Origin of the sequence: uncultured Anaerotruncus sp., from assembly GCF_902490045.1 — a bacterium.
Taxonomy (GTDB): domain Bacteria; phylum Bacillota; class Clostridia; order Oscillospirales; family Ruminococcaceae; genus Anaerotruncus.
Genome location: NZ_CABUCJ010000004.1, coordinates 1 through 23,922, shown reverse-complemented (window position 1 = coordinate 23,922; position 23,922 = coordinate 1). Strand labels below are relative to the sequence as shown.

The following is a 23,922-nucleotide window of genomic DNA, read 5'->3' as shown; positions in this document are numbered from 1 at the left end:
ATCCAATCCTCCATCCTTTTTACACCAGATCGCCCATACTGTAAAGGCCGTTTTCCTTCCCGCAGAGGAAGAGCGCCGCGTTGATGCTCCCCGTGGCGAAGACCTCCTTGCTCATCGCCGAATGGGTGAGGGTCAGTACCTCGTCCCGCCCGGCAAAGATCACCTCGTGTTCGCCGACGATCGTGCCGCCGCGCACCGCGTGCAGGCCGATCTCGTTTTTGCCGCGCCTGCGGCGCACCGCATGGCGGTCATAGACGTACTGCGGCTCCTCCGGGAGCACGCCGGAGATCGCGTCCGCGAGCATGAGCGCGGTGCCGCTGGGCGCGTCGATCTTCTGGTTGTGGTGCTTTTCTATGATCTCGATATCGAACTGCCCGCCCAGCACGGCCGCCGCTTTTTTGGCAAGCTCGACAAGCAGGTTCACCCCCAGCGACATGTTCGCGGTGAAGAAGAGGGGAACCCGCGCCGACGTTTCCCGGATGAGCGCGACCTGGTCGGAGGAGAGCCCCGTCGTCGCGATGACGGCGGGCGTATGGGTGGCCGCGGCGTAGTCGAGCAGGGGTGCGAGCGCGCTGGGGTGGGAGAAGTCGATGATGACGTCGGCCTCCACCTGGCACCCGGCGGGGGAGGTGAAGACGGGGAACGCGTCCAGCACCTCGCCGCTCACGTCGATGCCCGCGACGACGGTGCAGTCGTCGCGCCCCTTGACGCAGGAGGCGATCATCCGCCCCATCTTTCCGTTACAGCCCGATAGTACGATCCTTTTCATTTGAACCTCCAGATGCGCGGGACCTCAGATCAGTCCCGCGGCCTTCATTTCCCGGTTGAGCAGTGCGCGGTTTTCCGCGCCGAGTTCGGTGAGGGGCAACCGGCAGGGGCCGGCCTTCCAGCCCATCATTGACACGGCCGCCTTGACCGGGATGGGGTTGACGTCACAGAAGAGCGCGTTGATGAGGGGCAGGAGCTTCACCTGCAGGTCGGCGCTCTCCCTTACCCTGCCGTCAAAATAGAGCTGGCAGATGTCGTGGGTCTGGCGCGGCGCGACGTTGGAAAGCACCGAAATGACGCCCTTTCCGCCGAGCGAAAGGATCGGCACGATCTGGTCGTCGTTGCCCGAATAGAGATCGAGCCCGTCGCCGCAGAGGCTGCGGATCATCGCGATCTGCGAGATGTTGCCGCTGGCCTCCTTGGCCGCGACGATATTCGGATGCTTCGAGAGCTCCAGGTAGGTCTTCGGCAGGATGTTCATGCCCGTGCGGCTGGGGACGTTGTAGAGGATGACGGGCAGGTCGACGGTGTCCGCGACCGCGAGGAAGTGGCGGACCAGCCCCGCCTGCGAGGTCTTGTTGTAGTAGGGGGTCACGAGCAGGAGCCCGTCGGCGCCCGCCTGTTTGGCCTCCCTGGAGAGCCAGAGGGAGTAGTCGGTGTGGTTGCTGCCGGCGCCCGCCACAACGGGGACGCGTCCCGCGGTGCGCTCGACGGCGTAGCGGATGGCCTCGACATGCTCCTCGTCGGTGAGGGTGGATGCCTCGCCGGTCGTTCCGACGATGATGATCGCGTCGGTGCCGTTGTCGATCTGGTAGTCGATCAGCTCTCCGAGCAGCTCCCAGTTGATCGAAAGGTCGTCGTGCATCGGCGTGACGATCGCAACGCCCGCGCCGGTGAAAATGGTCTTCTTCATTGGTCCATCAGCCCTTCCGGTTAAATTCAGTCGAAATACCCCTTTGCCGCGAGCAGCTCGGCCAGCAGGACGCCGCCGCCCGCCGCTCCGCGCAGGGTGTTGTGGGAGAGGCATACGAATTTGTAGTCGTACTGGGTGTCCTCGCGCAGCCTGCCGATCGACACCGCCATGCCGTTTTCGAGGTTGCGGTCAAGCCTCGTCTGCGGGCGGTCCGGCTCCTCGAAATAGTGCAGGAACTGCCTGGGGGCGCTGGGCAGGGCGAGCTTCTGCGGTTCGCCCGCGAAGGAGGCCCATTTCTCCTTGATTTCATCGATCGAGGGCTTCTTATCAAAGCTCACAAACACCGCCGCCATATGGCCGTCCGAACAGGCGACCCGCAGGCACTGGGCGGTGATCGACGGGCTTGCGACCGGCGCGATCGCGCCGCCTTTGACGGAACCCCAGATTTTGAGCGGCTCCTGCTCGCTCTTTTCCTCCTCGCCGCCGATGTAGGGGATGACGTTGTCGACCATCTCCGGCCAGCGCTCGAACGTCTTGCCCGCGCCGGAGATCGCCTGGTAGGTGCAGACAAGAGTCTTAGCCACGCCGAAATCGGCCATGAGCGGGTGCAGCGCGGGCACATAGCTCTGTAGCGAGCAGTTGGACTTGACGGCGATGAAACCGCGTTTGGTGCCGAGGCGCGCGCGCTGGAAGGGGATGACTTCCGCGTGCCCGGGGTTCACCTCGGGAATGATCATCGGCACGTCGGGGGTCATGCGGTGGGCGGAGTTGTTGGAGACGACGGGGCATTCCGCCCTGGCGTACGCCTCTTCGAGCGCCCTGATCTCGTCTTTTTTCATATCCACCGCGCAGAAGATGAAATCCACCCCGGAGGCGACCGTTTTCACATCCGACGCGTCGAGCACGACCATTTTTTTGACGGCCTCGGGGATGGGCGTGGACATCGCCCAGCGGGAGCCGACCGCTTCCTCGTAGGTTTTGCCCGCGGAGCGCGGCGACGCCGCGACCGCCGCGAGACGGAACCACGGATGGTTTTCCAGCAAAGAGACGAATCTTTGGCCGACCATTCCGGTCGCCCCGACCACCCCGACCTGATACTGCTTCATAGGGAACAACTTCCTTTCCAACGCCGGCAGATCCGGCAATAAAAAAACCGGTTGAAAACCGGCATGAATTGCACTATAATAGAGAAGTTATCGGCGCGTACGAACGCGCGGGATCCGCGCGTCCAACCGCCCGCCATAGCTCTCCATCACAGTTCAATGATGACAGTCGCATGCCTTTCAGCGATGCGCCCAGGGAACGGCTGCCAGGCGTCCCCTTCGGCGTCTGTCCCTTTCACACGGCTTTTCAACGACTCTGGCAGTCTCGTTCCGGCTACTGATGAAAGACGCGCCTCTACCGGCTCGGTTTATTACTAGTTATATTATCATCGAAGCCCTCTTATGTCAACAAATTTTGATGATTTACCGCAATAAAACCAATGCTTATCCGGCGATGTCGGAAAAATGCGTTGAATCTGTCAGGAAGGACCGCCCCATGCTCAAGACATCCGATTTTTACTTCGACCTGCCGCAGGAGCAGATCGCCCAGACCCCCGTCGAGCCGCGCGACCACTCCCGCATGCTCCACCTCTTCCGCGAGACGGGCGAGCTCGAGCACCGGCATTTCTACGACCTGCCCGACTACCTGGAGGCGGGAGACACGCTCGTCGTCAACACATCCCGGGTCATCCCGGCGCGCCTATTCGGCGTGAAGGAGGGCACCGGCGGGCACATGCAGTTTCTCCTGCTGGACCAGAAGGAGAAGGACGTCTGGGAGGTCATGGTGAAGCCGGGGAAAAAGGCCAAGACGGGCGCGCGATTCGTCTTTGGGGACGGGCTGCTCGTTGGGGAAATCCTCTCCACCGTCGAGGGGGGCAACCGCCTCGTGCGGATGCACTACGAGGGGAGCAGCATCTATCCCATCCTCGAAAAGATCGGCAATATGCCCCTGCCGCCCTACATCACCGCCGCGCTCGAGGACAACGAGCGCTACCAGACCGTCTATTCCAAGCAGCTTGGGTCCGCCGCCGCGCCCACCGCGGGTCTGCACTTCACCACCGAGCTGATGGACAAGCTGCGCCAAAAGGGCGTCAACATCGCCGAGGTGATCCTCCATGTCGGCATCGGCACCTTCCGGCCCGTCAAGGTGGAGGACGTGACCAAGCACCACATGCATTCGGAGCACTACCACCTGCCGAAGGAGACCGCCGATCTCATCAACGAGACCCACGCGCGCGGCAAACGGGTGATCGGCGTCGGCACCACGAGCTGCCGCACGGTGGAATCGGTCGCCGCCAAGCTCGGCGAGGTCCGCGAGGACGACGACGACACGAGCATCTTCATCTACCCGGGCTACCGGTTCAAGGTGCTCGACGGGCTCATCACCAATTTCCACCTGCCTGAAAGCACCCTCATCATGCTGGTGAGCGCCTTCGCGGGCTACGAGCACACGATGCGCGCCTATGAGACCGCCGTGAAGGAGAACTACCGGTTTTTCTCCTTTGGCGATTCCATGCTGATTCTCTGAGGGGAATTTTTGAAAAAATTCCCCTTATCATCCCTTCAAAACTTCCGGTTCAGGCCGGCCGCCGCGGATGGACGCACGCGCCGGCCGTGAGGCAAAGGATCTTCCCGGCGCGGAAAGCGCCTGCGGTTTCGGGCGGAGGACGGCCCGATTAAAGTTTTCGGGGTCCAGGGGGGCTTTTTCAAAAGCCCTCCCTGGAAAGGAGGAGCAATTTTGTATACCTTATTGAAGCAGGACGGACACGCCCGACGGGGGACCTTTGAGACGGTGCACGGCGCCGTGCAGACCCCCGCTTTTATGAACGTCGGCACCTCCGCCGCGATCAAGGGCGGAATTTCGTCGACCGACCTCGTGGAGCTCAAATGCCAGGTGGAGCTCTGCAACACCTACCACCTGCATGTGCGCCCGGGCGACGACGTCATCCGCGCGATGGGCGGGCTGCACAGGTTCATGAACTGGCACCGCCCGATTTTGACAGACAGCGGCGGCTTCCAGGTATTTTCCCTCGCCAAGCTGCGCAAGATCAAGGAGGAGGGCGTCACCTTCGCCTGCCACCTCGACGGCAAGCGGATTTTCATGGGACCGGAGGAGAGCATGCGCATCCAGTCGAACTTCGGCTCGACGATCGCGATGGCCTTTGACGAGTGCATCGAGAACCCCGCGCCCTACGACTATACCGAGCGTTCGATCGCCCGCACCACCCGCTGGCTCGTCCGATGCAGGGATGAGATGGCGCGTCTGAACGCCCTGCCGGACACCCTCAACCCGCGCCAGATGCTCTTCGGCATCAACCAGGGAAGCACCTACGCCGATCTGCGCGTGCGGCACATGCAGGAGATCGCCGCGCTCGGGCTGGACGGCTACGCGATCGGCGGGCTCGCTGTGGGGGAAACCGCGCAGGAGATGTACGACACGATCGAGGCGGTCGAGCCGCATATGCCCGCGGACAGGCCCCGGTACCTGATGGGGGTGGGCACGCCGGTCAACATCATCGAGGGGGTCTATCGGGGCATCGACCTCTTCGACTGCGTGATGCCCAGCCGCAACGCGCGGCACGGGACCCTCTTCACCTGGGACGGCATCCGCATCCTGCACAACGAAAAATACAAGACCGACGAGAGCCCTCTCGACGAGCACTGCGGCTGCCCAACCTGCCGGAACTTTTCCCGCGGCTACCTGCGGCACCTTTTCCGCGTGAACGAGATGCTCGGGATGCGGCTGGGCGTCCAGCACAACCTCTACTTCTACAATACGCTGATGGAAAAGATCCGCGAGGCGATCGAGGAGGGAACCTACGACGCCTTCCGCCGGCACTGGGTCCCCATACTGGGGCGGCGCATCTGAAGGGCCTTTTCTGTATCTTTATACAAAATGCCCTTGCAAGACCGGCCCGGACACGCTATAATAGTACAAGTATCCTGAAAGAGAATTTGGAGGTATTACCATGAACGAACAGACGATGGCCACCCTTGGCAGCTTTTTGCCGCTGATTTTAATTTTTGTAATCTTCTACTTCATGCTCATCCGTCCGCAGAAAAAGCGCGACAAGGAGACCCAGCAGATGCGCGCCAACCTCGAGGTGGGCGATGAGATCGTTACGATCGGCGGCGTCATCGGCACCGTCGTCGTCATCAAGGACGATTACCTCCTGATCGAGACCGGCTCCGACCGCAGCAAAATCCGCATCGCGCGCTGGGCCATCCAGGCGAACAACACGCCGCACGAGTCCGCCGCTCCGGAAAAGAAGGACAAGAAGAAGGAGAAGTGAGCCGTGCCCGGCATATTGGGCGGCTTCCCTGAATATCCTGTAACAGTAAAGGGGGAGTTCAGGTGAGACAGCCCGACGTTCACGGCGCGAAGCGTTTTATCCGGCCGGTCACTTACGGCATCTTATTCGGCGCAGGCGCGTGCTTCCTGCTGCTTCTGATCATGGCCGCCGTGATGGGGCTGCGGGATATCCCGCAGTCGGCCGTGTCGCTGATCGCCACGCTGATCTTTGTGCTCGGCGGGCTCGTCGCGGGGTACGTCTCCGCCGCGTTCGCGCGTGAAAAAGGCATGCTTCTCGGACTCTGCTGCGGCGCCTGCCTCTTCGTGATCCTGAGCCTGGCGAGCCTTGCCGTCGACGGCGGCGGGTTCGGCATGGAGGCGCTCACCAAGCTGGCCGCCGTTTTGCTTGCGGCGGCGCTCGGCGGCGTCATCGGCGTCAACCGGCGTAAAAAATTCCGCTGAAAACGGGCCGTCCGGGACCGATTTCCGGGCCTGCCGGCTTGAATTACCAGCGGGGATATGCTATACTTGTTGGCAGAAATCAAAAGAAACGAGGGGATACCAATGAAACATATCAAGACGATCAACAGCGCGAACCTCAAGGAATCCGCCGTCAAGGGCGGCTGCGGCGAGTGCCAGGCCTCCTGCCAGTCGGCCTGCAAAACCTCCTGCACCGTCGCCAACCAGAAGTGCGAGAACAAGAATAAGTAAAAAAGGCATGGCAGTTTTTCAACTGCCATCCTTTCTTTATCGCGGTTTTGGGCAGTCGGACGACTGCCCTTATCTTTATGTGGGGAGATTGGAATGATACACCAGTACAGGCTCAACGGCTACAATATCGTGCTCGACGTCAATTCCGGCGCGGTGCACCTCATGGACGACCTTTCCTTTGATCTGCTGGACATGCTTGGGGACCCAATCCCCGAAAGCTGTCCCGAGGCGGTCTTCGACCGTTTCGCGTCCGCATACGCGCGGGAGGAGGTCGAGGACGCCTTCCGGGAGCTCCTCGCGCTTCAGAAAGCGGACCAGCTCTGCTCGAGCGACGACTACGACCAGTTTGCGAAGCTCATGACTCCGTCGCCGGTCAAGGCGATGTGTTTACATATTGCGCACGACTGCAACCTGCGCTGCAAATACTGCTTTGCGGACACGGGCGAATATATGGGCCACCGCGAGCTGATGTCCACGGAGGTGGGGAAGGCGGCGGTCGACTACCTCATCAAGCACTCCTGCGGCCGCCACAACCTCGAGGTGGATTTCTTCGGCGGCGAACCGCTGATGAACTTCGAGGTGGTTAAGGAGATTGTCCGGTATGCCCGCTCGCTGGAACAGGAGCACAACAAGCTCTTCCGGTTCACGATCACAACGAACGGTCTGCTGCTCGACGACGACAAGATCGATTTCATCAACCGGGAGATGTCCAACGTCGTGCTTTCCATCGACGGCCGCAGGGAGGTCAACGACCGGGTGCGGGTGCGCGTCGACGGGCGCGGCAGCTACGACAGCATCCTGCCGAAATTTCAAAAGCTCGTCGAAAAGCGCAGGAACGGGCCCTACGACCAGTACTACGCGCGCGGCACCTTCACCAAATACAACAAGGACTTTGCGGAGGATGTGCTGCACCTGGCCGACAAGGGATTCGATCAGGTTTCGGTCGAGCCGGTCGTCACCGACCCGGCGGAGCCCTACGCGCTGACCGAAGAGGACCTGCCCGAGGTGTTCGCCGAGTACGAACGGCTTGCGAAGATCATGATCGAGCGCCACGGCACGCCGCGGGATTTTAATTTCTTCCACTTCATGCTCGACCTCGACCAGGGCCCCTGCGCGATCAAGCGCCTGCGCGGCTGCGGCTGCGGCAACGAGTACGTCGCGATCACCCCGTCGGGCGACGTCTATCCCTGCCACCAGTTCGTCGGCCACGACGGCTGGAAGATGGGCAATGTTTTCGACCAGTCGCTCGACTTCGACCTCAAGTGCAGATTTGCCGCCGCGACTGTCTATGGCAAGCCCGAGTGCAAAAACTGCTGGGCCAAGTTCTACTGCTCGGGCGGCTGCAATGCCAACAGCATGCAGTACAGCGGCGACATCTTAAAGCCCTATAAGCTCTCCTGCGAGCTGGAAAAAAAGCGGCTGGAGTGCGCGATTATGATCAAAGCGGCGACGCTTTGAGAGGGGAGGACCTCCTGTGGAGTGCAAAATCGGATTCATTGGCGCGGGCAACATGGCCGGCGCGATCATCAACGGCGTCACCGGCTCGGGAATGCTTACACCGGCGCAGGTCGCCGTCCATGACATCCGCGAGAGCCAGCGGGAGAGCTACGCGGCGCGCGGATTCAAGGTCTATGCGAGTGCCGCGGCGCTCGTAGAGGGCTGTGATTATGTCGTGCTTTCTGTAAAGCCGCAGAACTTTGCAGATGTGCTGGCCGAAATCAAAGGCCATCCGCGCCCCGAAACGGTGTTCGTCACCATTGCGGCGGGCATCAGCGCGGAATTTATCAAGGAGGGGCTCGGCTGCGACGCGAAGGTCGTGCGGGTCATGCCCAATACGCCGCTGCTGATCGGCTGCGGCTCCACGGCGATGTGCCGGGTCGCGCCCGCCACTGAAGAGGAATTCGCGTTTGTCAAATCGGTCTTTGCGTCGGCGGGCTGTGTCGAGGAGATTTCCCCGGACAAGATGAACGAGGTCATCCCGCTCAACGGCTCGAGCCCCGCGTATATCTACCTCTTCGCGAAGGTGTTCGTCGACCGGGCCGTCGAGCTTGGCTTTGACGCGGACGTGGCCAACCGGCTTTTCTGCAACACGCTGATCGGTTCGGCAAGGATGATGCTCGAGTCGGGGAAGAGCCACCAGGAGCTGATCGATATGGTCACGTCGCCCAAGGGGACGACCTTTGAGGGGCTCGCGGCGCTCGAACGCTGCGGCTTTGACAAGGCGCTCGTCGAATGCTTTGACGATACGGTGCGCCGCGCCTATGAGCTCGGGAAATAATCGGGCAGGGGAGTCATAAAATTTAGCGAAATCGCATATCCTTTCCTGAGGCGAAAAAGGAAAGGATGGTTGCAATGAGTTTTACCGCCGCGGATTGGGACAAGATTTTACAGCAGCAGAGGGCCGCACGGGGAATTCCGCCCTTACAGCCGGTACGCCCGGCGACGGAGGGGCGGCTTTCCTTGCGGTCCTCGTGGTTTTCTTCACGCAGCTTATCCACCTGGGCGCTGGGGCTCTGCTTCCTGGCGGGCCTGCTGATCGGCACGCTGCTCGTCGGCCGGTCGGGCCCGGACACCCGCGCGGCGCTTCAGGTGATTCTCGGGGGCTATGTCGAACGGCGGCAGACGCTGGCGTTCGCCTCGATCGCAGCGTCGACCTTCTGCTCGGCCTTCGCGGCGCTGGCGGTGCTCTTCTTCTGCGGTTTCTGCACGATCGCCCAGCTCATCATCTTTGCCGTGCCGCTCTTCAAGGGGCTCGGGTACGGCTTCTCGATCGGCATGCTCTATGCCCAGTACGGCGCGTCCGCGATCCGCTATGTCGCGTTCCTGCTGCTTCCCACAATGTTTCTGAGCACATTGCTGCTGATCCTTGCAAGCCGCACGTCGCTGCGCCTGTCAGTCTCGCTTCTGCGGTCGGCCCTCGTCGCGCCCGATGAAAACGGGTCGCGGAGAATCAAACGTTATTGTATAAAGTATTTGATTTTTACAGGAATATGCCTGCTGATCGCGCTGTTTGACGCGCTGATCGTAACCCGCTTCGGCGGATTATTCGTCCTCTGAATCCGGCGCCTTGGGCGCCTTCGGTTTTTTCTTGGGTGCAACCCCCGAAAGCGGCGATTGTTTCGCCGCTTTTTCCATTTGCCGGTCGGAAACGTGGGTATAGATCTCTGTTGTGGAAAGGCTCACGTGCCCGAGGATCTCCTTGAGAATACGGATATCCACGCCGCCGTGCTGGTACATGAGCGTCGCCGCGGTGTGCCGGAGCTTGTGCGGCGAATAGCCCTGACCGGAAAGCCCCGCATTGCGAAGGCAGTCCTCGATGATCTGTTCGACCCGCCGGGGAGAAATCCGCGTCCCACGGGAGGACAGGAACAGCGCGTCGCGGTCTTTGACTCCCTGTGTGGATCTCCGCTTGGCAAGGTAGGCCTCCAGCGCCTTTCTGCAGGCTTCGTTGAGGTAGATCACGCGCTCCTTGTTGCCCTTACCGAGCAGCTTGATCGTGTCGTCGCGAATGTCGTAAAGGTTGATGCCGACCAGTTCGGAAAGCCGCATCCCACAGTTGAGAAAAAGGGTCACGATGCAGAAATCCCGCTCGTAGCTCGGCGACGTAGGATCGATGTGGGTCAGCAGCTCAAGGCTCTCCTCCAAAGTCAGATACCGCGGCATCGACTTGCGCACGGAGGGCACCTCCAGGTTTTCCACCGGGTTCGTTTTGAGTACGCCCGATTTGACCGTCAGGTAGTTGAAGAGGGCCCGGATGGATGAAACCTTTCGCGATCGGGTCTTGGCGTTGTTGTCCCGGTCGGAAGCCGCGTAGTTGAGGAACTGGTAGACGTCCGAAAGGGTAATGGAAGCGACCGTCTCAAGCGGAATATCTCTGATCGAGAGCTTGTCGAAGAACTCCGGATCGTCGGGATTTCCGTTCACGAGCTTGACGCATTTGATATAGCGCAGGAAGGTGCGCAGATCGATATAATAGGCGTCGACCGTGCGCTGGGAACGTCCTTTGATCGTCAGCATATAAAAAAGGAACTCGCTGAGGTAATTGGGACAGTCGGCATAGTTTGCCATATGAGTAACCTCCAATCCTTGTCGTAGAATTCCCCAAACTACGCTAAATTTTTATTTAGCGAAATAACCTTCGCAAAAAGAATACCACATTCCATCTAGAAAGTCAAGACTCCTCCTCGTCCCCATCCGCCTCCATCAGCGGCAGAATGGACCCGACATCGTAAAGCGGCCCGTCGGTCAATTCCAGCGGCTCCACGCCGCGGCTATGTAGAAATGCTCTGATCCGTTCTCCATCCGGATGGCTGCTGAGCGAGCCGGTGAACGCAAGCTGCTTCCTGCCGAGCAAACCGGAACAGCCTCCAATAAAGCCGGTATCATAACCCGGCAGCTGGATTTGGCTGTTTTGTATTTTCAGCGCCTCCAGGCCGTATTGCTCCGCCGCCCGTGCAATTGACGGGTCCTGGGTAATGATCGCGTGTTCGTCCACGACGCAGACGGAGCATTTGGCATATCCCTGCTTTACCGGGATCAGTTCTATCCCCGCTTCCCCGCAGTAATTTGTGATTTTTTTATCAATTAGATCTTTCCCGCCAAGACAGACCTTTCCGACGATCGCGCAGTTGAGCGGCACGTCCCCCGGATAGTCCGGTACAAGCGGCGCCGCAGTTTCAACGGAAAAACCCCGTTGCCGCAGGGCCTTCCAAAAGCCTTCCCTTCCCCGTCCCGCCGCGGCGGCGATCCGCGGCCCGCCGAGGTGGCAGAGCTGCAAATCCGCGTGACAGGCGACCGGCGCTGGCAGCCCGGCATATTCCGGCACCCGAAGGCAGGCGACGCCGCGCGCCTCAAGCACGGCAATCAGGGCCTTATACCGCTCCCCCACCGCGCAGAGGCGCACATTCCCCGCCGGCAGATTGCTTTTTTGGACAAACCGCATGGTTCCACCATCCCAAGGCTTTATTCGGTCCGCAGGGCGTCCACCGGGCGCAGGCGCGCGGCGATCGTCGCCGGGTAGACGCCGAACACCACGCCGATGCCGACCGTAAGCGCGACGCTCACCGCGATGAGCGCCGGGTTCACCGACATGGCCACACCGATGAGGGCGCAACCGGCCCAAACAAGCGCAAGGCCTGCCGCCACTCCCATGATACTCCCGATCAGCGAAATCGTAAAGGCCTCGATCAGGAATTCGAGCAGGATGGTTCGTCGGGTCGCGCCAATCGATTTTTTGATGCCGATCTCCCGGGTGCGCTCGTTGACCGACACAATCATCACCGTCATAATTCCCAGCCCCGCCACCACGAGCGACACCGCCGCAATTGCCGAGAGCACGACGGTCACCACGCCAAGCAGGTTGTCGAGAGTGTCCTTCTGCTTGGAGATGTTTTCCGCCTTAAAGCCGCGCTCAATGTTGTGGAATCGGTTGACCGACGCGCTGAGCTGTTCGGCCGCCGCGTCGATATCCGCCGAGTCCCGCAGGGTGACGGCGATCTGCCCGAAGGAATCCTCCCCCGTGTACCGCTGGACGGTCGTATAGGGCAGGTATGCGAAGGAGGGGATCACGTCCCCCACCATGTTTTGCAGGATGTTTCCGCCCGACGAGGCGATCCCAACGATTTCGAGGCGCACATAGCTGCCGCCGATCATCGCGTCGAGGTGTTTCCCGACGATGTTGTCCCGCTTGTAGAAGAGCTCGGCCACGTTGCTGTCGATGACGCAGACGTCCGCCGCCCCGGCCACGTCCGCGGCGTCCAGCATCCTCCCGTATTTCGGCGTCAGTGAAATCACCTGGGTCTTTCCGTCGTCCACCCCCCACAGCACCGCGTTGGCCACAAGCCCGCGCATCCGGATGCTGCTGTAGCTGACGACGATCGGAGTGGCGCTCTCCACCTGCGGGCTCTGGCGGAGCAGCGCAAGATCCCCCTCGTCCATTTTGAGGCTGGTAAACTTTTTATCGGCGCTCACCGTAACGCTGCCGAGACCCAGCGAATTGAGCTCGTCGGTGATCGCGCCCTTGCCGATCTCCCCAATCGAGCCGATCAATACGACCGAGGCCACACCGATCGCGATGCTTGCGATCGTCAGAAAGCTGCGGAACCGCTTGCGTCCGAGATTGCGGATGCTGCAGACGAAGCTGTCAAAGAACATCCTGCCGCTCCCCCCTCTGCAGGTTCACGAGAGCCCCTTCCTTCCCCGCCGCGGACGCGTCGGCAAGCAGCACGTCCGCGGGGCCGAGCCCTTCGGTCACCTCGACGCCCTCGAGTAGCTCGACCCCCGTCCGGATATCCCGCCGCACGGCGCGGGAGCCTTGGGCCAGGTAGACGTATTCCACGTTGTTTTCATCCTGCCGCACCGCTTCATACGGCACCGTCAGCATCGTGCGCCGGGTGTCCGTGACGATCTCCGCGCGCGCGGTAAAGCCCGCCTTGAGATCGTCGTCCGGGTTGTCGATCGCAATTTCCACGTCGACCACCGTCTCCTGCGCGGTGCCGCCCGTCAGCTTGCGGGCCACCGGGGCGATCTTCCGCACATGCCCCGTATATTCCCGTCCGGGAAAGCCCGTGCCCGTGATGACGGCCGGATCCCCGACCTTCACGTCCGAGATGTACGACTCTCCCACTGTGACCATCGCCGCGAAGCTACCGGTGTCTGAGATGGTGACGACCGGCTTCGCCGTCCGGGAGAGTACGCCGCTCTTGATGCCCACCTCGGTCACGATGCCGTCCATTGGCGCGGTGATTGTCTCGGGGACATAGAGGTAGGGGTTCTGCTCCACCGGGACGCCCCCCGCCGCCTCATAGACCTCCTGCAGGCTGCCGAGGTCCAGTCCCGTGCCGAACGCGGAGGACTGCAGCGCCGAATAGAGCCCCGCCAAATCCGCCGTCTCCTGGGTAATCGCGCCCGCGGCCAGGCTCGAAACAAGGCTCGACGCGGGGATGCTCTGTTCCAGCACGCTCTTGGTGGTGTCCGCGTCGATGACGGCGAGCACCTGGTCCCGTCGCACGCAGTCGCCCACCGAAACGTTCACCGCCTGCGCGATGACCGGCGTGTCGAGATAGACCTCCCGCACATTCTGCGCTTCAATGGTGCCGGTGGCGTTGATGCGCTTCTCATAGAGCGTTTCCCGCGGCGTAATGCACGCCACCGTCGGCACGGCGCGCAGGACAACCAGCGGCGCGGCCGCGGCCGCGCCGAATGAGCCGGCGGCCAGCAGCAGCGCGGCGATACGTTTAAAAATCAATGGCGAAACCCCCATCACGGACGAACATCCGATCCAACTTCATCAAAAATTACGAAGTTAGTGTTCGTCCGCGACGGGGGTTTTATTCTCCGCGCCCGGAGGATTTGCCGTGCTTAATCGGCGCTGAAATGGTGATACTAATGGCTGCCGCACCGCTGCGGAAACGGCGCGGCGCGCAAATGAAGAATCTGTGTTTGGAGTGTGAGTTTCATGGCAAGTCCCAAGGAACGAAAGGCGCGGCTCATCCCCTGCGACAAGGACTGTTACTACCAGCAGCAGGGCTACTGCTCGCTCGACGACATCAGCTACATCACCAGCTGCGACGGAAACGGCTGCGGCTACTTTACCCGCACCGATCCCTACGCCGAACTAACGGATGACCGCGATGGCCTGTGAAAGATTCTGCACCCCGATCAGGTTGAGCTCCGGCATCCCGCGCGGGTCGATCTGCTTCACGCAGTGCTTTGGCACCACGCAGGTGGTGAACCCGAGCCGGTAGCTCTCGCTGACCCGCTGCTGGATGCTCCCCACCGCGCGCACCTCCCCCGCGAGCCCCACCTCGCCGAAGGCGGCCAGATCGTCCGGCACGCTCTTGTCGAGCAGGTTGGAGATGAGGGCCATCGCGACCGGGAGGTCCGCGGCGGGCTCGTCCAGCCTGAGTCCGCCGACCACATTGATGTACGCGTCGAGATTTCCGAAGAAATACCCGCAGCGTTTTTCCAGCACCGCGATGAGCAGCGCGGCGCGGTTATAATCGAACCCCGCCGCCTGCCGCCGCGGGTTGCCGAACCCCGTCTTAGAGACGAGCGCCTGCACCTCCGCGAGGATGGGGCGCGTCCCCTCCATCACGCAGGCCACGCAGGTCCCGGACACCCCCTTCGGGCGGCCGGACAGCATCATCTGGGAGGGATTCGGGACCTCCCGCAGGCCGTCCTGCGCCATCTCGAAGACGCCAATCTCGTTTGTGGAGCCGTAGCGGTTTTTGACCGCGCGCAGGATGCGGAAGTTCTGCTGGCGCTCCCCCTCGAAGTAGAGGACCGCGTCCACCATGTGCTCGAGCACCTTCGGACCAGCGATCGCGCCGTCCTTGTTGACGTGACCGACGATGAAAACGGGAACCTCCATGCTCTTGGCGATACCGATGAGTACTTGGGTGCACTCGCGGATCTGCGTCACGCTGCCCGCCGACGAGGTGAGCGCGGCCAGGGTCATCGTCTGGATCGAGTCGATCATCACCATGTCGGGCGACAGCCGCCGCACCGTCTCGAGCACGCTCTCGACGTCGGTCGTGGCGCAGATATAGAGGTTGCCGCTTGTGACGCCCAGCCGGTTGGCGCGCAGCTTGAGCTGGCGCGCACTCTCCTCCCCCGATACATAGAGGATTTTGAGCCCTTCGCAGAGGTACTCGCAGATTTGCAGCAGCAGCGTGGATTTGCCGATGCCCGGGTCGCCCGAGAGCAGCGTCACCGACCCCGCGACGATCCCGCCGCCGAGCACCCGGTCGAGCTCACCGACGCCGGTGACATACCGCTGGCTGTCGTCCGACGAAATTTCCGAGAGCTTTTTCACCGCGCTCTCCCGCGCCGCGGGCGCGCTCCCCCCGGACGAACGGGACTTCGCCGCCGAAACCTGCTGGCGGATCTCCTCGGTCATCGAGTTCCACTCGCCGCAGTCGGGACAGCGCCCATACCACTTGGCCGACTCGTAGCCGCAGCTCTGGCAGACGTAGACGCTCTTATTTTTGGTTACAGCCATCCTTCACATTCCTTTTTATTCGAGTTCCCGGTAGACCGCCGTCTCCGCCGGGGTCTGAAGGCCGAGATATTCCGCCGTCGAGGAAAAGATCGCAAAGGCGACCCTTTTCTGGTAGTCCGCGTCGATCAGCTTGTAGGCGTCGTCCGGATTGGAGAGGAAGCCGCACTCGATCAGCAGCGCGGGCATCGGGGCGTTGTAGATGAGGTAAACGCTGTCCCCGCAGGGCTTCTGCTGTCGGGTGTTCTCCGGCTGGAGCATCTCCACCATCCGCCGCTGGGTGATCTTCGCAAGCGCCTCGCTCTGCGGGTTTTTCGGCCCGTAGAAGACCTGCGCGCCGAAATACTGCGCCTGTGGGAACTTGTTCTGGTGGATGCTCAGCAGGATGCAGTTGTCGTAGCTTTTCGCCAGCGCGAGGCGGTTGTGGATATCGGAATTTTTCCGCTTGCGGATGGTCGTGAGCGACGGATCCTCAAGCGTCTCGTCGCTGTCCCGCGTGAGTACCGCGTCGAAGCCGTTCACCGTGAAGAGGTCGCAGAGCTTGCGGGCGATCGAAAGATTCAGGTCCTTTTCGACGATCCCGTCCACGCCTGTGGCGCCCCCGTCAAATCCGCCGTGCCCCGCGTCGATCACGATGGTGGGCAGCCCCTCTTCCTCCCCGGCGAAGACGGGCGTGACCGACATGATCTCCGACACCGAATGCACCGCCAGGGAAGCCGCCGCAAGCCCGAAGAGCAGGACTGCCGCGGCCGTCGATTTTTTCCATTTCATGCGCATCCCCCCGCTCCAATCTATGCGGAGGGGACGGGGCATTATGCCGGATAGCGGCGTTCGAGCTCTTCGACGAGGTCGGCGAGCGCGCCGTCGTCGCAGCGCCCGAAGATACCCCGGCAGCGGTAGCGCACCGCGTCGGGCGCCTCCGCCGTGGTGGCGGCGAAGCCGGCCGCCTCGAGCATTCCGGCGTCGTTATAGTAGTCCCCCATCGCGACCGTGCGCGCGGGGGAAACGCCGAGCAGCTCCATCGATGCTGTTAATGCGATTCCCTTTTCAGCTTTGGCGGGCAGCATTTCGACGAATGGGCGGCCCGTCCGGAAGAACCGCACGTCCCCCCAGCCCTGCGCATTGCCGAATTCCTCAGCCCGCGCGGTCCATTCGTAAGGCATCGCCATGACCGCCTTGAGGAAGGGGCCGCACGCCTCGCCGGGCGCCTGTTCGACAATCGGCATATTTTCCCGGCCGAGGTATTCGCGCACATATCCGGTTCCGGAGAGCGCGACGATCTCCCGCTCTCGCATGAGCGCGAGGCCCGCGTCGGGAAACGCCCGCATCAGCGCGCGGACATATTGGAGATATCCGGCGGGCAGATAATGCGCGCAGAGCATTTTTTCCGAGGAAAAGTCGTAGATTGCACAGCCGTTGTAGAGGATGCAGGGCGCGTTCACCGGAAGCTGCTCCACCCAGGGGCGCGCCGAGGCGATCGAGCGCCCGGTGGCGACGGCAAACCTCCCGCCGGCGGCAGTAAAACGCCTCAGCGCCTTGATGTTGCGCGCCGGGATGGGCGCGGGAAAGTTCATCAGCGTGCCGTCGATATCGCTGACCAGCAGCAGGTCGGAAAGTTTTGTCAAGGATGGTCCCCCCTCAGGCTGTCGAGAAACGAGGTGTAATAAGCTGGAAGATCGCTCGTGAATTCGAGGTACTCCCCCGTGCGCGGATGGAGGAAGCCGATCGCGCGGGCGTGCAGGCACTGCCCGCCGAGGCGCGTGATCACCTTTTTCGGCCCGTAGACAGGGTCCCCTGCGACGGGATGGCCGATGTGCGCCATGTGTACGCGGATCTGATGGGTGCGCCCCGTCTCAAGCCGCAGCTCCAGGTCGGTGAACCCGGAAAGCCGCTCCTTTACCCGGTAGTGGGTCACGGCGGGGCGGGAATTCCGCTCGGTCACGCACATCTTTTTGCGGTCGGAGGGATTCCGCCCGATCGGCGCGTCGACCGTCCCCGCTTCGACGGGAAAGCCGCCGTAGACGACGGCGTTATAGATGCGTGTAAAGCCGTGCACCTTGATCTGCTCCGCGAGCAGATTGTGGGCGAAGTCGTTCTTCGCAACGATTAAAAGGCCGCTCGTGTCCTTGTCGATCCGGTGGACGATCCCGGGGCGGATGACCCCGTTGATCGAGGAGAGCCGCCCGGCGCAGTGGAAGAGCAGCGCGTTGACCAGCGTGCCGTCCCAGTTGCCCGGCGCGGGGTGCACGACCATCCCCTTGGGCTTGTCGACGACCAGCAGGTCGTCGTCCTCATAGACGATATCGATGGGGATGTCCTGCGGGACGAGGTCGAGCGGCTTTGCGTCCGGCACCTCGACGGCGAGCTCCTCGCCGCCCCGCAGCCGGTAGTTCTTGGGGATCGCCCTGCCGTCCGCGAAGACCGCTCCGTCGTCGCACAGCTTCTGCACCGTGGAACGAGAGAGGTCCCCCGCCGCCTCCGCGAGCCAGCGGTCGGCCCGCTCCCCCGCGTCCGCCTCGTCGGCGGTGAAATAGCGCCTATTCAACGCTCCCGCCCTCCGGGACCTCCGAAGCGGGCGGGGCTTTTTTGTCCCTGCCCTCGAGGAAGAGCAGCCAGACCGCGAGCAGGATCGTCCCGACGACCACACAGCAGTCGGCAAAGTTGAAGACCGGGAAGCGGAAGAGCGGCGACACATCGAGATAGTCGACGACAAACGTGCGGAAAATCCGGTCGATCAGGTTGCCGAGCCCGCCCGCGATGATAAGTCCCACGCTCCACATCGCGAGCTTGTGGCGGATTTTTCCGCGGACGAGCAGCCATACGGCCGCCGCGATGACCGCGAGGGTGACGATCGAGAGAAGCCCCACCCTCCCCTGGAAGATGCCGAACGCTGCCCCGCGGTTCTCCACGTAGGTCAGCTGAAGAAGTCCGGGAATGAGCGTCACCGACGGCGCGCCGGGCAGGGCGCCCAGCACCCACAGCTTGATGAGCTGGTCGGCAAGCACGAGCAGCGCGGACACGATCAAAACGATTGCTGTCATAAAATGTCCTCCAACAGAAATTTGCGGCGCTTAAAGGATTTAAGCGCCGCAAACTGATTTCTAACCGTGTTTAACCAACGATCCCGGCGCAGCGCGCGCAGAGCTCGGGGTGCTTCGGGTCGGAACCGACCGTACCGCTGTAAGCCCAGCAGCGCGGGCAGTGCGCCCCGTCCGCGTGGGCGACGGAGACGGAAAGCCCTTCGACCGCGCCCTTGAACGCGCCTTCCCCGCCCCGTTCGAGCGATACGGCGGAGACGATGAAGACGGGCGCGAGCTCCTCCATGACCGAGGCGAGGAAATCATGGAGCTCCCCGTCGCAGTGGAGGGACACCTTTGCCTCGAGCGACTTGCCGATCGTCTTGGCGGCGCGGGCCGCCTCGAGCGCGCCGAGCACGTCGTCGCGCACCCTGTGGATGCGGTCCCACTTCTCCATGAAGGCCTCGTCGACCATGCCGTCGACCGCCCGGGGCATCTCGTTGAACATGACCGAACCGGCGTCATAGCTGTCGTCGGCGGGCAGATAGCTCCAGACCTCCTCCGCGGTAAAGGGAATGAGCGGCGCGATGAGCAGCGTGAGCCCGCGCAGGATCGTATAGATCGCCGTCTGCGCGGCGCGGCGGTCGGCCGAATCAGCCGCCTCGACGTAGAGGCGGTCCTTGATCACGTCGAGATAGAAGTTCGACATGTCGATCGTGCAGAAGTTGTGGAGCGCGTGATAGATGATATGGAACTCAAAGCGGTCGTAGGCCCCGGCGCACTGCTTCACGAGTTCGTTGAAGCGGGAAAGCGCCCACAGGTCGAGCCCGGTCAGCTTCTCCTTCGCGACGAGGTCCCGGTTGGGGTCGAAGTCGGAGAGGTTGCCGAGGATGAACCGAGCGGTGTTGCGGATTTTGCGGTAAACCTCCGAAAGCTGCTTGAGGATGTCCTTGGAGATGCGGATGTCCGCGTGATAGTCGGCGGAGGCGACCCACAGGCGCAGGATATCCGCGCCGTACTGATCGGTGATCTCGCTGGGCTCCATGCCGTTGCCGAGCGACTTGCTCATCTTGCGGCCCTCGCCGTCGACTACCCAGCCGTGGGTGCAGACGGTCTTGTAGGGCGCGACGCCCTGCCACGCGACCGAGGTCAGCAGGGACGACTGGAACCAGCCGCGGTACTGGTCGGTGCCCTCGAGATAGAGATCGACCGGCCAGTTCAGGTCGGGGTTGTCGCGGATGACCGAGGCGTAGGACGTGCCCGAATCGAACCAGACGTCCATGATGTCGGTTTCCTTGGTGAACTCCTCGCTGCCGCAGTATTTGCACCGGGTGCCCTCCGGCAGGATGTCCTTCGCATCGGTGGTGTACCAGGAGTCCGAGCCCCCGTGCGTGCGGAAAAGCTCCGCGACCGCCGCGATGCTCGCCTCGTCGACATGGTACTTTCCACATTTTTTGCAGTAGAAGATCGGGATCGGCACGCCCCAGGTACGCTGGCGCGAGATGCACCAGTCGCTGCGGTCGCGGACCATGTTGATCATGCGGCCGCGGCCCCACTCGGGGATGAAGCGGACCTTTTCGATCTCCTCCACCGTCTGCTCCTTGATGTCGTCGACCGAGCAGAACCACTGCTCGGTGGCGCGGTAAATGATCGGCTCCTTGCAGCGCCAGCAGTGCGGGTACTGGTGGATGATCTTCTCCATCGCGAAGAGGCTGCCGGTGGATTCCAGCTTAAGGGCGATCGCCTTGTTGGCGTCGTCGGTCGAAAGGCCCGCGAACTCGCCTGCGAGCTCGGTCAGCCTGCCAAATTTATCGACCGGCACGACGACTTCGATCTCGGGATAGTGCTGCGCGCAGACGTCGAAGTCCTCGACGCCGTGTCCGGGCGCCGTGTGGACGCAGCCGGTGCCGCTTTCGAGCGTGACGTGGTCGCCGAGGATGACGGGCGACTGCCGGTCGAGGAAGGGATGCTGGTAGGTGATGTATTCCAGATCCTCGCCCAGGCAGGTGCCGAGAATCTCGTATTGCTCGATCTTGGCAGCCTTCATCGACGCCTCGACCAGCTCCTTGGCCATGACGTAGTATTCGCCGCCCGCCTTCACGACGCAGTACTCAAACGCAGGGCCGACGCAGATGGCCATGTTACCGGGCAGCGTCCAGGTGGTCGTGGTCCAGATGACGATGTAGGTCTTGGAGAGGTCCTCCGCGCCGAGGCGCGTGAGCACGCCGTTTTTGTCGTCGATGACGTTGAATTTCACATAGATCGAACGGCAGGGGTCCTCCTCGTATTCGATCTCCGCCTCCGCAAGCGCCGTTTCGCACTGGGGGCACCAGTAGACGGGCTTGAGGCCCTTGTAGATATAGCCCTTGTTGGCCATCGCGCCGAAGATTTCGATCTGGCGCGCCTCGTATTCGGGCTTGAGGGTCAGGTAGGGATTGTCGTAGTCCGCAAGGGTGCCCAGGCGCTTGAACTCCTGCTTCTGGTTCTCAACGAAACGCAGCGCAAAATCACGGCACACCTTCCGGAGCTCGACCGGGGTGATGTCGCTCGAAACGCCCAGCTCCTTGATTGCCTTGAGCTCGATGGGCAGGCCGTGGGTGTCCCAGCCGGGGGTGTAGGGGGCTTTGTATCCGGACAGGTTTTTCTGGCGGACGATGATGTCCTTGAGCACCTTGTTGAGCGCGGTCCCGAGGTGGATGTTCGCGTTCGCATACGGCGGGCCGTCGTGGAACATATAGAGCGGCTTGCCCTCGTTCTTTTCGATCATCTTCTCGTAAAGGCGCTCACGGTCCCATTTTTCGACCATGCCGGGCTCCTTCTGCGGCAGCCCGGCCCTCATCGAGAAGTCGGTCTTGGGAAGGTTCAAGGTTTTGCTGTAATCCTGTTCGGACATTGGACTGTTCTCTCCTTGTTTTGTCTATTTCATCTTGACGGAAATTTATTTCCTGCGCTTGTCGTCGTCGCGCTTGATGTCGAATTCCTTGCCGAATTTGAGCGGCCCGAACCGCGATTCCCGCTTGGGGGCGGGCTCCGGATCGGATTCATAGGCGTCCTCGCTGTATTCGAGGCGCTCTTCCGAGTAACTCAGCGGGGCGTCGACCGGCAGCGGAACCGAATACTCGTCCACCGGCTCGACGGGAGGCGGCAGCTCGTCGCCGGGCTCCTCGTAGGCGGGTTCCTCCGGCTGGGGCTGGGGTTCGGGCTGGGGGGCGCTCTTCTTCAATGCCGCTTCCACGATGTTCTCGTCCACGGGGATCGAACTGATGAGCTCCAGATGCTGCTTATAGACGAGCTGAAGCTTGCTCTTGAAGGTCGCGACCTCCCGCTGCAGCCGGACAAAGCCCTGCTGCTGGCGCTCGATCTCCTTCTTGGCGTTTTCAATGATCTGGCCGGCCTGGACCTCCGCGTCCTCGACAAGCGACTGCGCCTTGGCCTTGGCCTCCCGCACCACGCTGCCGCCCAGCTTCTGGGCGCCGAGCAGCGCCGCGCGCAGGCTCTCCTCGTCCTCCTTGTACTCCTCGAGCTTGTCCGCGAGGACCATCATCTTCTTTTCCAGGTCCCGCTTTTCCTCTATCAGTTCACCGATGTCGCTGGCAATCTGCCGCAGATAGCTGTCGACTTCCTCCATGCGGTAGCCCCGCCCCTTGGAAAACTGCTTGTTCGCGATCTCGTTTGGATTGAGCACAGTGGAACATCCCCCTTATATCATTCATCGGAATCGTACCGGATCATACATATTTTTTGCACAGCAGGTGCAGCCGCCCCTTCTTCGTCTCCGAAAGCACCTGTGCGACCAGATATTTCCCATAGCCGCGCACGCTCAGCACGTCTCCCTCGCAGAGCATGTGGGAGACCTCCTGTTCGGGCGCGCCGTTGAGGGACACCGCCCCCGAGCGCACCGCCTGCGCGGCCTTTTCGCGGGAGAGGCGGAGGAGCGCCGCAGCCACGCAGTCGAGCCGCAGGGCGCTCACGTTGACGGGGACGTCGGTATAGCGGTGCAGCGCCGGCAGGGTTTCGGGAAGCCCCTCCCGGACCTTGACGCCGCAGCGTCCGACCTTGGTGAGTTCATGCAGGATGACGGGCGCGACCGCGTCGGTCGCGAAGCAGACGGCGAGCCCCTCCCCCATCAGGATGTCCCCCACCGCTTCCCGGCGGATCTCCAGCCCCGTGAGGGAGCCGAGGATATCCCGGTGGCCGATGGGGTCCTCCGCCCGAAAGGTGAGCGTGAGCGGGACGATCGGGAACGCCGCCTCATCCGGCTCCTCGAAGGGGGCGAAAACGCCGAGCATCACCCGTTCCCCGCCGGGATGCCCGCCGAAAAACGAGTGATTCGGATACGCGCAGGACGCGGCCGCCCGCCGCGCCAGCGCGAGCTGGTGCATGTCCAGGAAGCCGGTGAAGCGCGTTACATATTTTTGCTGCGCAATGGTAAACAGGTCGAGGATGTGGGCGGTGAACGCCTGGTCCTGCCTGTCCGCCGCGAAAGCCATCAGAAAAAGACGCCGTTGCTCTCGAGCTCGTCAAGCAGGTCGCCCATGATGTCGACATTGTAGGGAGTGATGATATAGGTGCTGTTGGCGACGCGCTTGATCTGGCCGTTGTTGGCGTAGGCCACGCCCGAGAGGAAATCGATCAGCCTGCGGGAGACGTCCTTGTTGGTCGACTCGAGGTTGAGCACGACGGTGCGCTTGTCGTTGAGGTGGTCCGCCACGGCGGAGGCATCGTCAAACCGCTCGGGCTTCACGAGCACCACCTGAAGCTGGGTGGTCGCGTGGATGTTGACAACCTTGTTGCCGCGCTTCTCTCCGTGAACCGCGGGCTCCTCGCGGACGGGCTCGGGGCGGGGATTGTCGTTGGAGATGAAATCCACGTCCTCGTCCTCGTAATACTCGTCCTCCGGAATCCCGATGAAGTTCTTGAACTTATCCATAAGTCCCATAAAAACATCCCTCTCAGTTTCTCATTGATGGCCGGCATAGGCCCTGCGCCCAAACAGCGCGGTTCCAATCCGAACAAGGCTGGAGCCGTGCTTGATTGCCAACAGGTAGTCGTCCGACATCCCCATAGACAAAAAATCCATATTGATATTATCTATTTTTTTCTGCCCGATGTCAACAAATAGTTTATACAAACTGGAAAAATAACGTTCCCTTTCGAGGTCGTTTTCGCAGACCGGCGGG

Annotated in this window: 25 protein-coding genes, 1 pseudogene and 1 riboswitch; of the genes and pseudogenes, 9 read left to right on the top strand and 17 right to left on the bottom strand. The window is 62.0% G+C overall.

Annotated features, from left to right (window positions below; genetic code table 11):
- Positions 1-19: 19 nt before the first annotated feature.
- Genes dapB through asd form a run of 3 tightly spaced genes read right to left on the bottom strand, consistent with a single transcriptional unit; the run spans position 20 to position 2,787 of the window.
- On the bottom strand, positions 20-769 hold the full coding sequence (gene dapB / locus RDM88_RS00985; protein ID WP_308752315.1) for a 4-hydroxy-tetrahydrodipicolinate reductase: 750 nt from the start codon (positions 767-769) through the stop codon (positions 20-22).
- A 24-nt stretch (positions 770-793) separates the two neighbouring features.
- Positions 794-1,681, bottom strand: coding sequence for a 4-hydroxy-tetrahydrodipicolinate synthase (gene dapA, locus RDM88_RS00980; protein ID WP_308752313.1), 888 nt, complete (start codon positions 1,679-1,681; stop codon positions 794-796).
- 26 nt (positions 1,682-1,707) lie between these two features.
- Positions 1,708-2,787, bottom strand: coding sequence for an aspartate-semialdehyde dehydrogenase (asd, locus tag RDM88_RS00975; RefSeq protein ID WP_308752311.1), 1,080 nt, complete (start codon positions 2,785-2,787; stop codon positions 1,708-1,710).
- 128 nt (positions 2,788-2,915) lie between these two features.
- A riboswitch (Lysine riboswitch) is annotated at positions 2,916-3,090 on the bottom strand.
- A 130-nt stretch (positions 3,091-3,220) separates the two neighbouring features.
- Between asd and queA the strand changes: the two genes are divergently transcribed.
- The 8 genes from queA to RDM88_RS00935 all read left to right on the top strand — a co-directional run bounded on the left by queA (position 3,221) and on the right by RDM88_RS00935 (position 9,784).
- Positions 3,221-4,252 (top strand): tRNA preQ1(34) S-adenosylmethionine ribosyltransferase-isomerase QueA, encoded by a 1,032-nt coding sequence (queA, locus tag RDM88_RS00970; protein WP_308752309.1) that lies wholly within the window; start codon positions 3,221-3,223, stop codon positions 4,250-4,252.
- Positions 4,253-4,462: 210 nt separating this feature from the next.
- A complete protein-coding gene (gene tgt / locus RDM88_RS00965) occupies positions 4,463-5,593 on the top strand; it encodes a tRNA guanosine(34) transglycosylase Tgt (RefSeq protein ID WP_308752307.1) in 1,131 nt (376 codons plus the stop codon).
- 100 nt (positions 5,594-5,693) lie between these two features.
- The gene (gene yajC, locus RDM88_RS00960) at positions 5,694-6,017 is read left to right on the top strand and encodes a preprotein translocase subunit YajC (RefSeq protein ID WP_121585618.1); all 324 of its coding nucleotides are present in this window, start codon (positions 5,694-5,696) and stop codon (positions 6,015-6,017) included.
- A gap of 62 nt (positions 6,018-6,079) precedes the next feature.
- Entirely contained in the window at positions 6,080-6,478 is a 399-nt protein-coding gene (locus RDM88_RS00955) for a TIGR04086 family membrane protein (protein WP_308752304.1), read from the top strand.
- A 102-nt stretch (positions 6,479-6,580) separates the two neighbouring features.
- Complete coding sequence (gene scfA, locus RDM88_RS00950) at positions 6,581-6,727, top strand: six-cysteine ranthipeptide SCIFF (RefSeq protein WP_101550656.1); 147 nt, start codon at positions 6,581-6,583, stop codon at positions 6,725-6,727.
- A 93-nt stretch (positions 6,728-6,820) separates the two neighbouring features.
- Positions 6,821-8,185: a thioether cross-link-forming SCIFF peptide maturase gene (gene scfB / locus RDM88_RS00945; protein WP_308752302.1), complete on the top strand. Its 1,365-nt coding sequence runs from the start codon at positions 6,821-6,823 to the stop codon at positions 8,183-8,185.
- Between the two features lie 16 nt (positions 8,186-8,201).
- Positions 8,202-9,005: a pyrroline-5-carboxylate reductase gene (gene proC, locus RDM88_RS00940; RefSeq protein WP_308752300.1), complete on the top strand. Its 804-nt coding sequence runs from the start codon at positions 8,202-8,204 to the stop codon at positions 9,003-9,005.
- A gap of 182 nt (positions 9,006-9,187) precedes the next feature.
- Complete coding sequence (locus RDM88_RS00935) at positions 9,188-9,784, top strand: stage II sporulation protein M (protein ID WP_308752298.1); 597 nt, start codon at positions 9,188-9,190, stop codon at positions 9,782-9,784.
- Here RDM88_RS00935 and RDM88_RS00930 read toward each other — a convergent pair.
- The 4 genes from RDM88_RS00930 to RDM88_RS00915 form a co-directional block, all read right to left on the bottom strand.
- A complete protein-coding gene (locus RDM88_RS00930) occupies positions 9,770-10,795 on the bottom strand; it encodes a tyrosine recombinase XerC (protein ID WP_308752296.1) in 1,026 nt (341 codons plus the stop codon). The genes RDM88_RS00935 and RDM88_RS00930 overlap by 15 nt on opposite strands.
- 103 nt (positions 10,796-10,898) lie before the next feature.
- A complete protein-coding gene (locus RDM88_RS00925) occupies positions 10,899-11,669 on the bottom strand; it encodes a DUF6873 family GME fold protein (protein WP_308752294.1) in 771 nt (256 codons plus the stop codon).
- Positions 11,670-11,689: 20 nt separating this feature from the next.
- Complete coding sequence (locus tag RDM88_RS00920; RefSeq protein WP_308752292.1) at positions 11,690-12,880, bottom strand: ABC transporter permease; 1,191 nt, start codon at positions 12,878-12,880, stop codon at positions 11,690-11,692.
- Positions 12,870-13,973 carry an efflux RND transporter periplasmic adaptor subunit gene (locus tag RDM88_RS00915; RefSeq protein ID WP_308752290.1) on the bottom strand — a complete coding sequence of 368 codons (1,104 nt, stop codon included), beginning with the start codon at positions 13,971-13,973 and terminating at the stop codon, positions 12,870-12,872. Before RDM88_RS00915 ends, RDM88_RS00920 begins: the two co-directional genes overlap by 11 nt.
- A 210-nt stretch (positions 13,974-14,183) precedes the next feature.
- Here RDM88_RS00915 and RDM88_RS00910 point away from each other — a divergent pair, with 210 nt between their 5' ends.
- Positions 14,184-14,369, top strand: coding sequence for a hypothetical protein (locus RDM88_RS00910; RefSeq protein ID WP_308752288.1), 186 nt, complete (start codon positions 14,184-14,186; stop codon positions 14,367-14,369).
- Here the strand turns inward: RDM88_RS00910 and radA are convergent.
- The 10 genes and pseudogenes from radA to RDM88_RS00860 all read right to left on the bottom strand — a co-directional run.
- Positions 14,343-15,728 carry a DNA repair protein RadA gene (radA, locus tag RDM88_RS00905; protein WP_308752286.1) on the bottom strand — a complete coding sequence of 462 codons (1,386 nt, stop codon included), beginning with the start codon at positions 15,726-15,728 and terminating at the stop codon, positions 14,343-14,345. The two genes, RDM88_RS00910 and radA, sit on opposite strands and share 27 nt — an antisense overlap.
- A gap of 15 nt (positions 15,729-15,743) precedes the next feature.
- Complete coding sequence (locus RDM88_RS00900; RefSeq protein ID WP_308752284.1) at positions 15,744-16,496, bottom strand: N-acetylmuramoyl-L-alanine amidase; 753 nt, start codon at positions 16,494-16,496, stop codon at positions 15,744-15,746.
- Positions 16,497-16,537: 41 nt separating this feature from the next.
- Complete coding sequence (locus RDM88_RS00895) at positions 16,538-17,350, bottom strand: HAD-IIB family hydrolase (protein WP_308752282.1); 813 nt, start codon at positions 17,348-17,350, stop codon at positions 16,538-16,540.
- On the bottom strand, positions 17,347-18,270 hold the full coding sequence (locus tag RDM88_RS00890) for an RluA family pseudouridine synthase (RefSeq protein WP_308752280.1): 924 nt from the start codon (positions 18,268-18,270) through the stop codon (positions 17,347-17,349). The genes RDM88_RS00895 and RDM88_RS00890 overlap by 4 nt, the downstream gene beginning before the upstream one ends.
- A complete protein-coding gene (gene lspA, locus RDM88_RS00885; protein ID WP_308752278.1) occupies positions 18,263-18,766 on the bottom strand; it encodes a signal peptidase II in 504 nt (167 codons plus the stop codon). The genes RDM88_RS00890 and lspA overlap by 8 nt, the downstream gene beginning before the upstream one ends.
- Before the next feature lie 70 nt (positions 18,767-18,836).
- The gene (ileS, locus tag RDM88_RS00880; RefSeq protein WP_308752276.1) at positions 18,837-21,635 is read right to left on the bottom strand and encodes an isoleucine--tRNA ligase; all 2,799 of its coding nucleotides are present in this window, start codon (positions 21,633-21,635) and stop codon (positions 18,837-18,839) included.
- A gap of 45 nt (positions 21,636-21,680) precedes the next feature.
- Positions 21,681-22,427, bottom strand: coding sequence for a DivIVA domain-containing protein (locus tag RDM88_RS00875; RefSeq protein WP_308752274.1), 747 nt, complete (start codon positions 22,425-22,427; stop codon positions 21,681-21,683).
- 43 nt (positions 22,428-22,470) lie between these two features.
- Positions 22,471-23,232, bottom strand: a complete 762-nt coding sequence (locus tag RDM88_RS00870) for a YlmH/Sll1252 family protein (protein ID WP_308752272.1) — start codon at positions 23,230-23,232, stop codon at positions 22,471-22,473.
- Positions 23,232-23,681 carry a cell division protein SepF gene (locus RDM88_RS00865; RefSeq protein ID WP_308752270.1) on the bottom strand — a complete coding sequence of 150 codons (450 nt, stop codon included), beginning with the start codon at positions 23,679-23,681 and terminating at the stop codon, positions 23,232-23,234. Before RDM88_RS00865 ends, RDM88_RS00870 begins: the two co-directional genes overlap by 1 nt.
- A gap of 21 nt (positions 23,682-23,702) precedes the next feature.
- Positions 23,703-23,922 (bottom strand): annotated as a pseudogene (locus tag RDM88_RS00860) (YggS family pyridoxal phosphate-dependent enzyme); the annotation flags it as partial.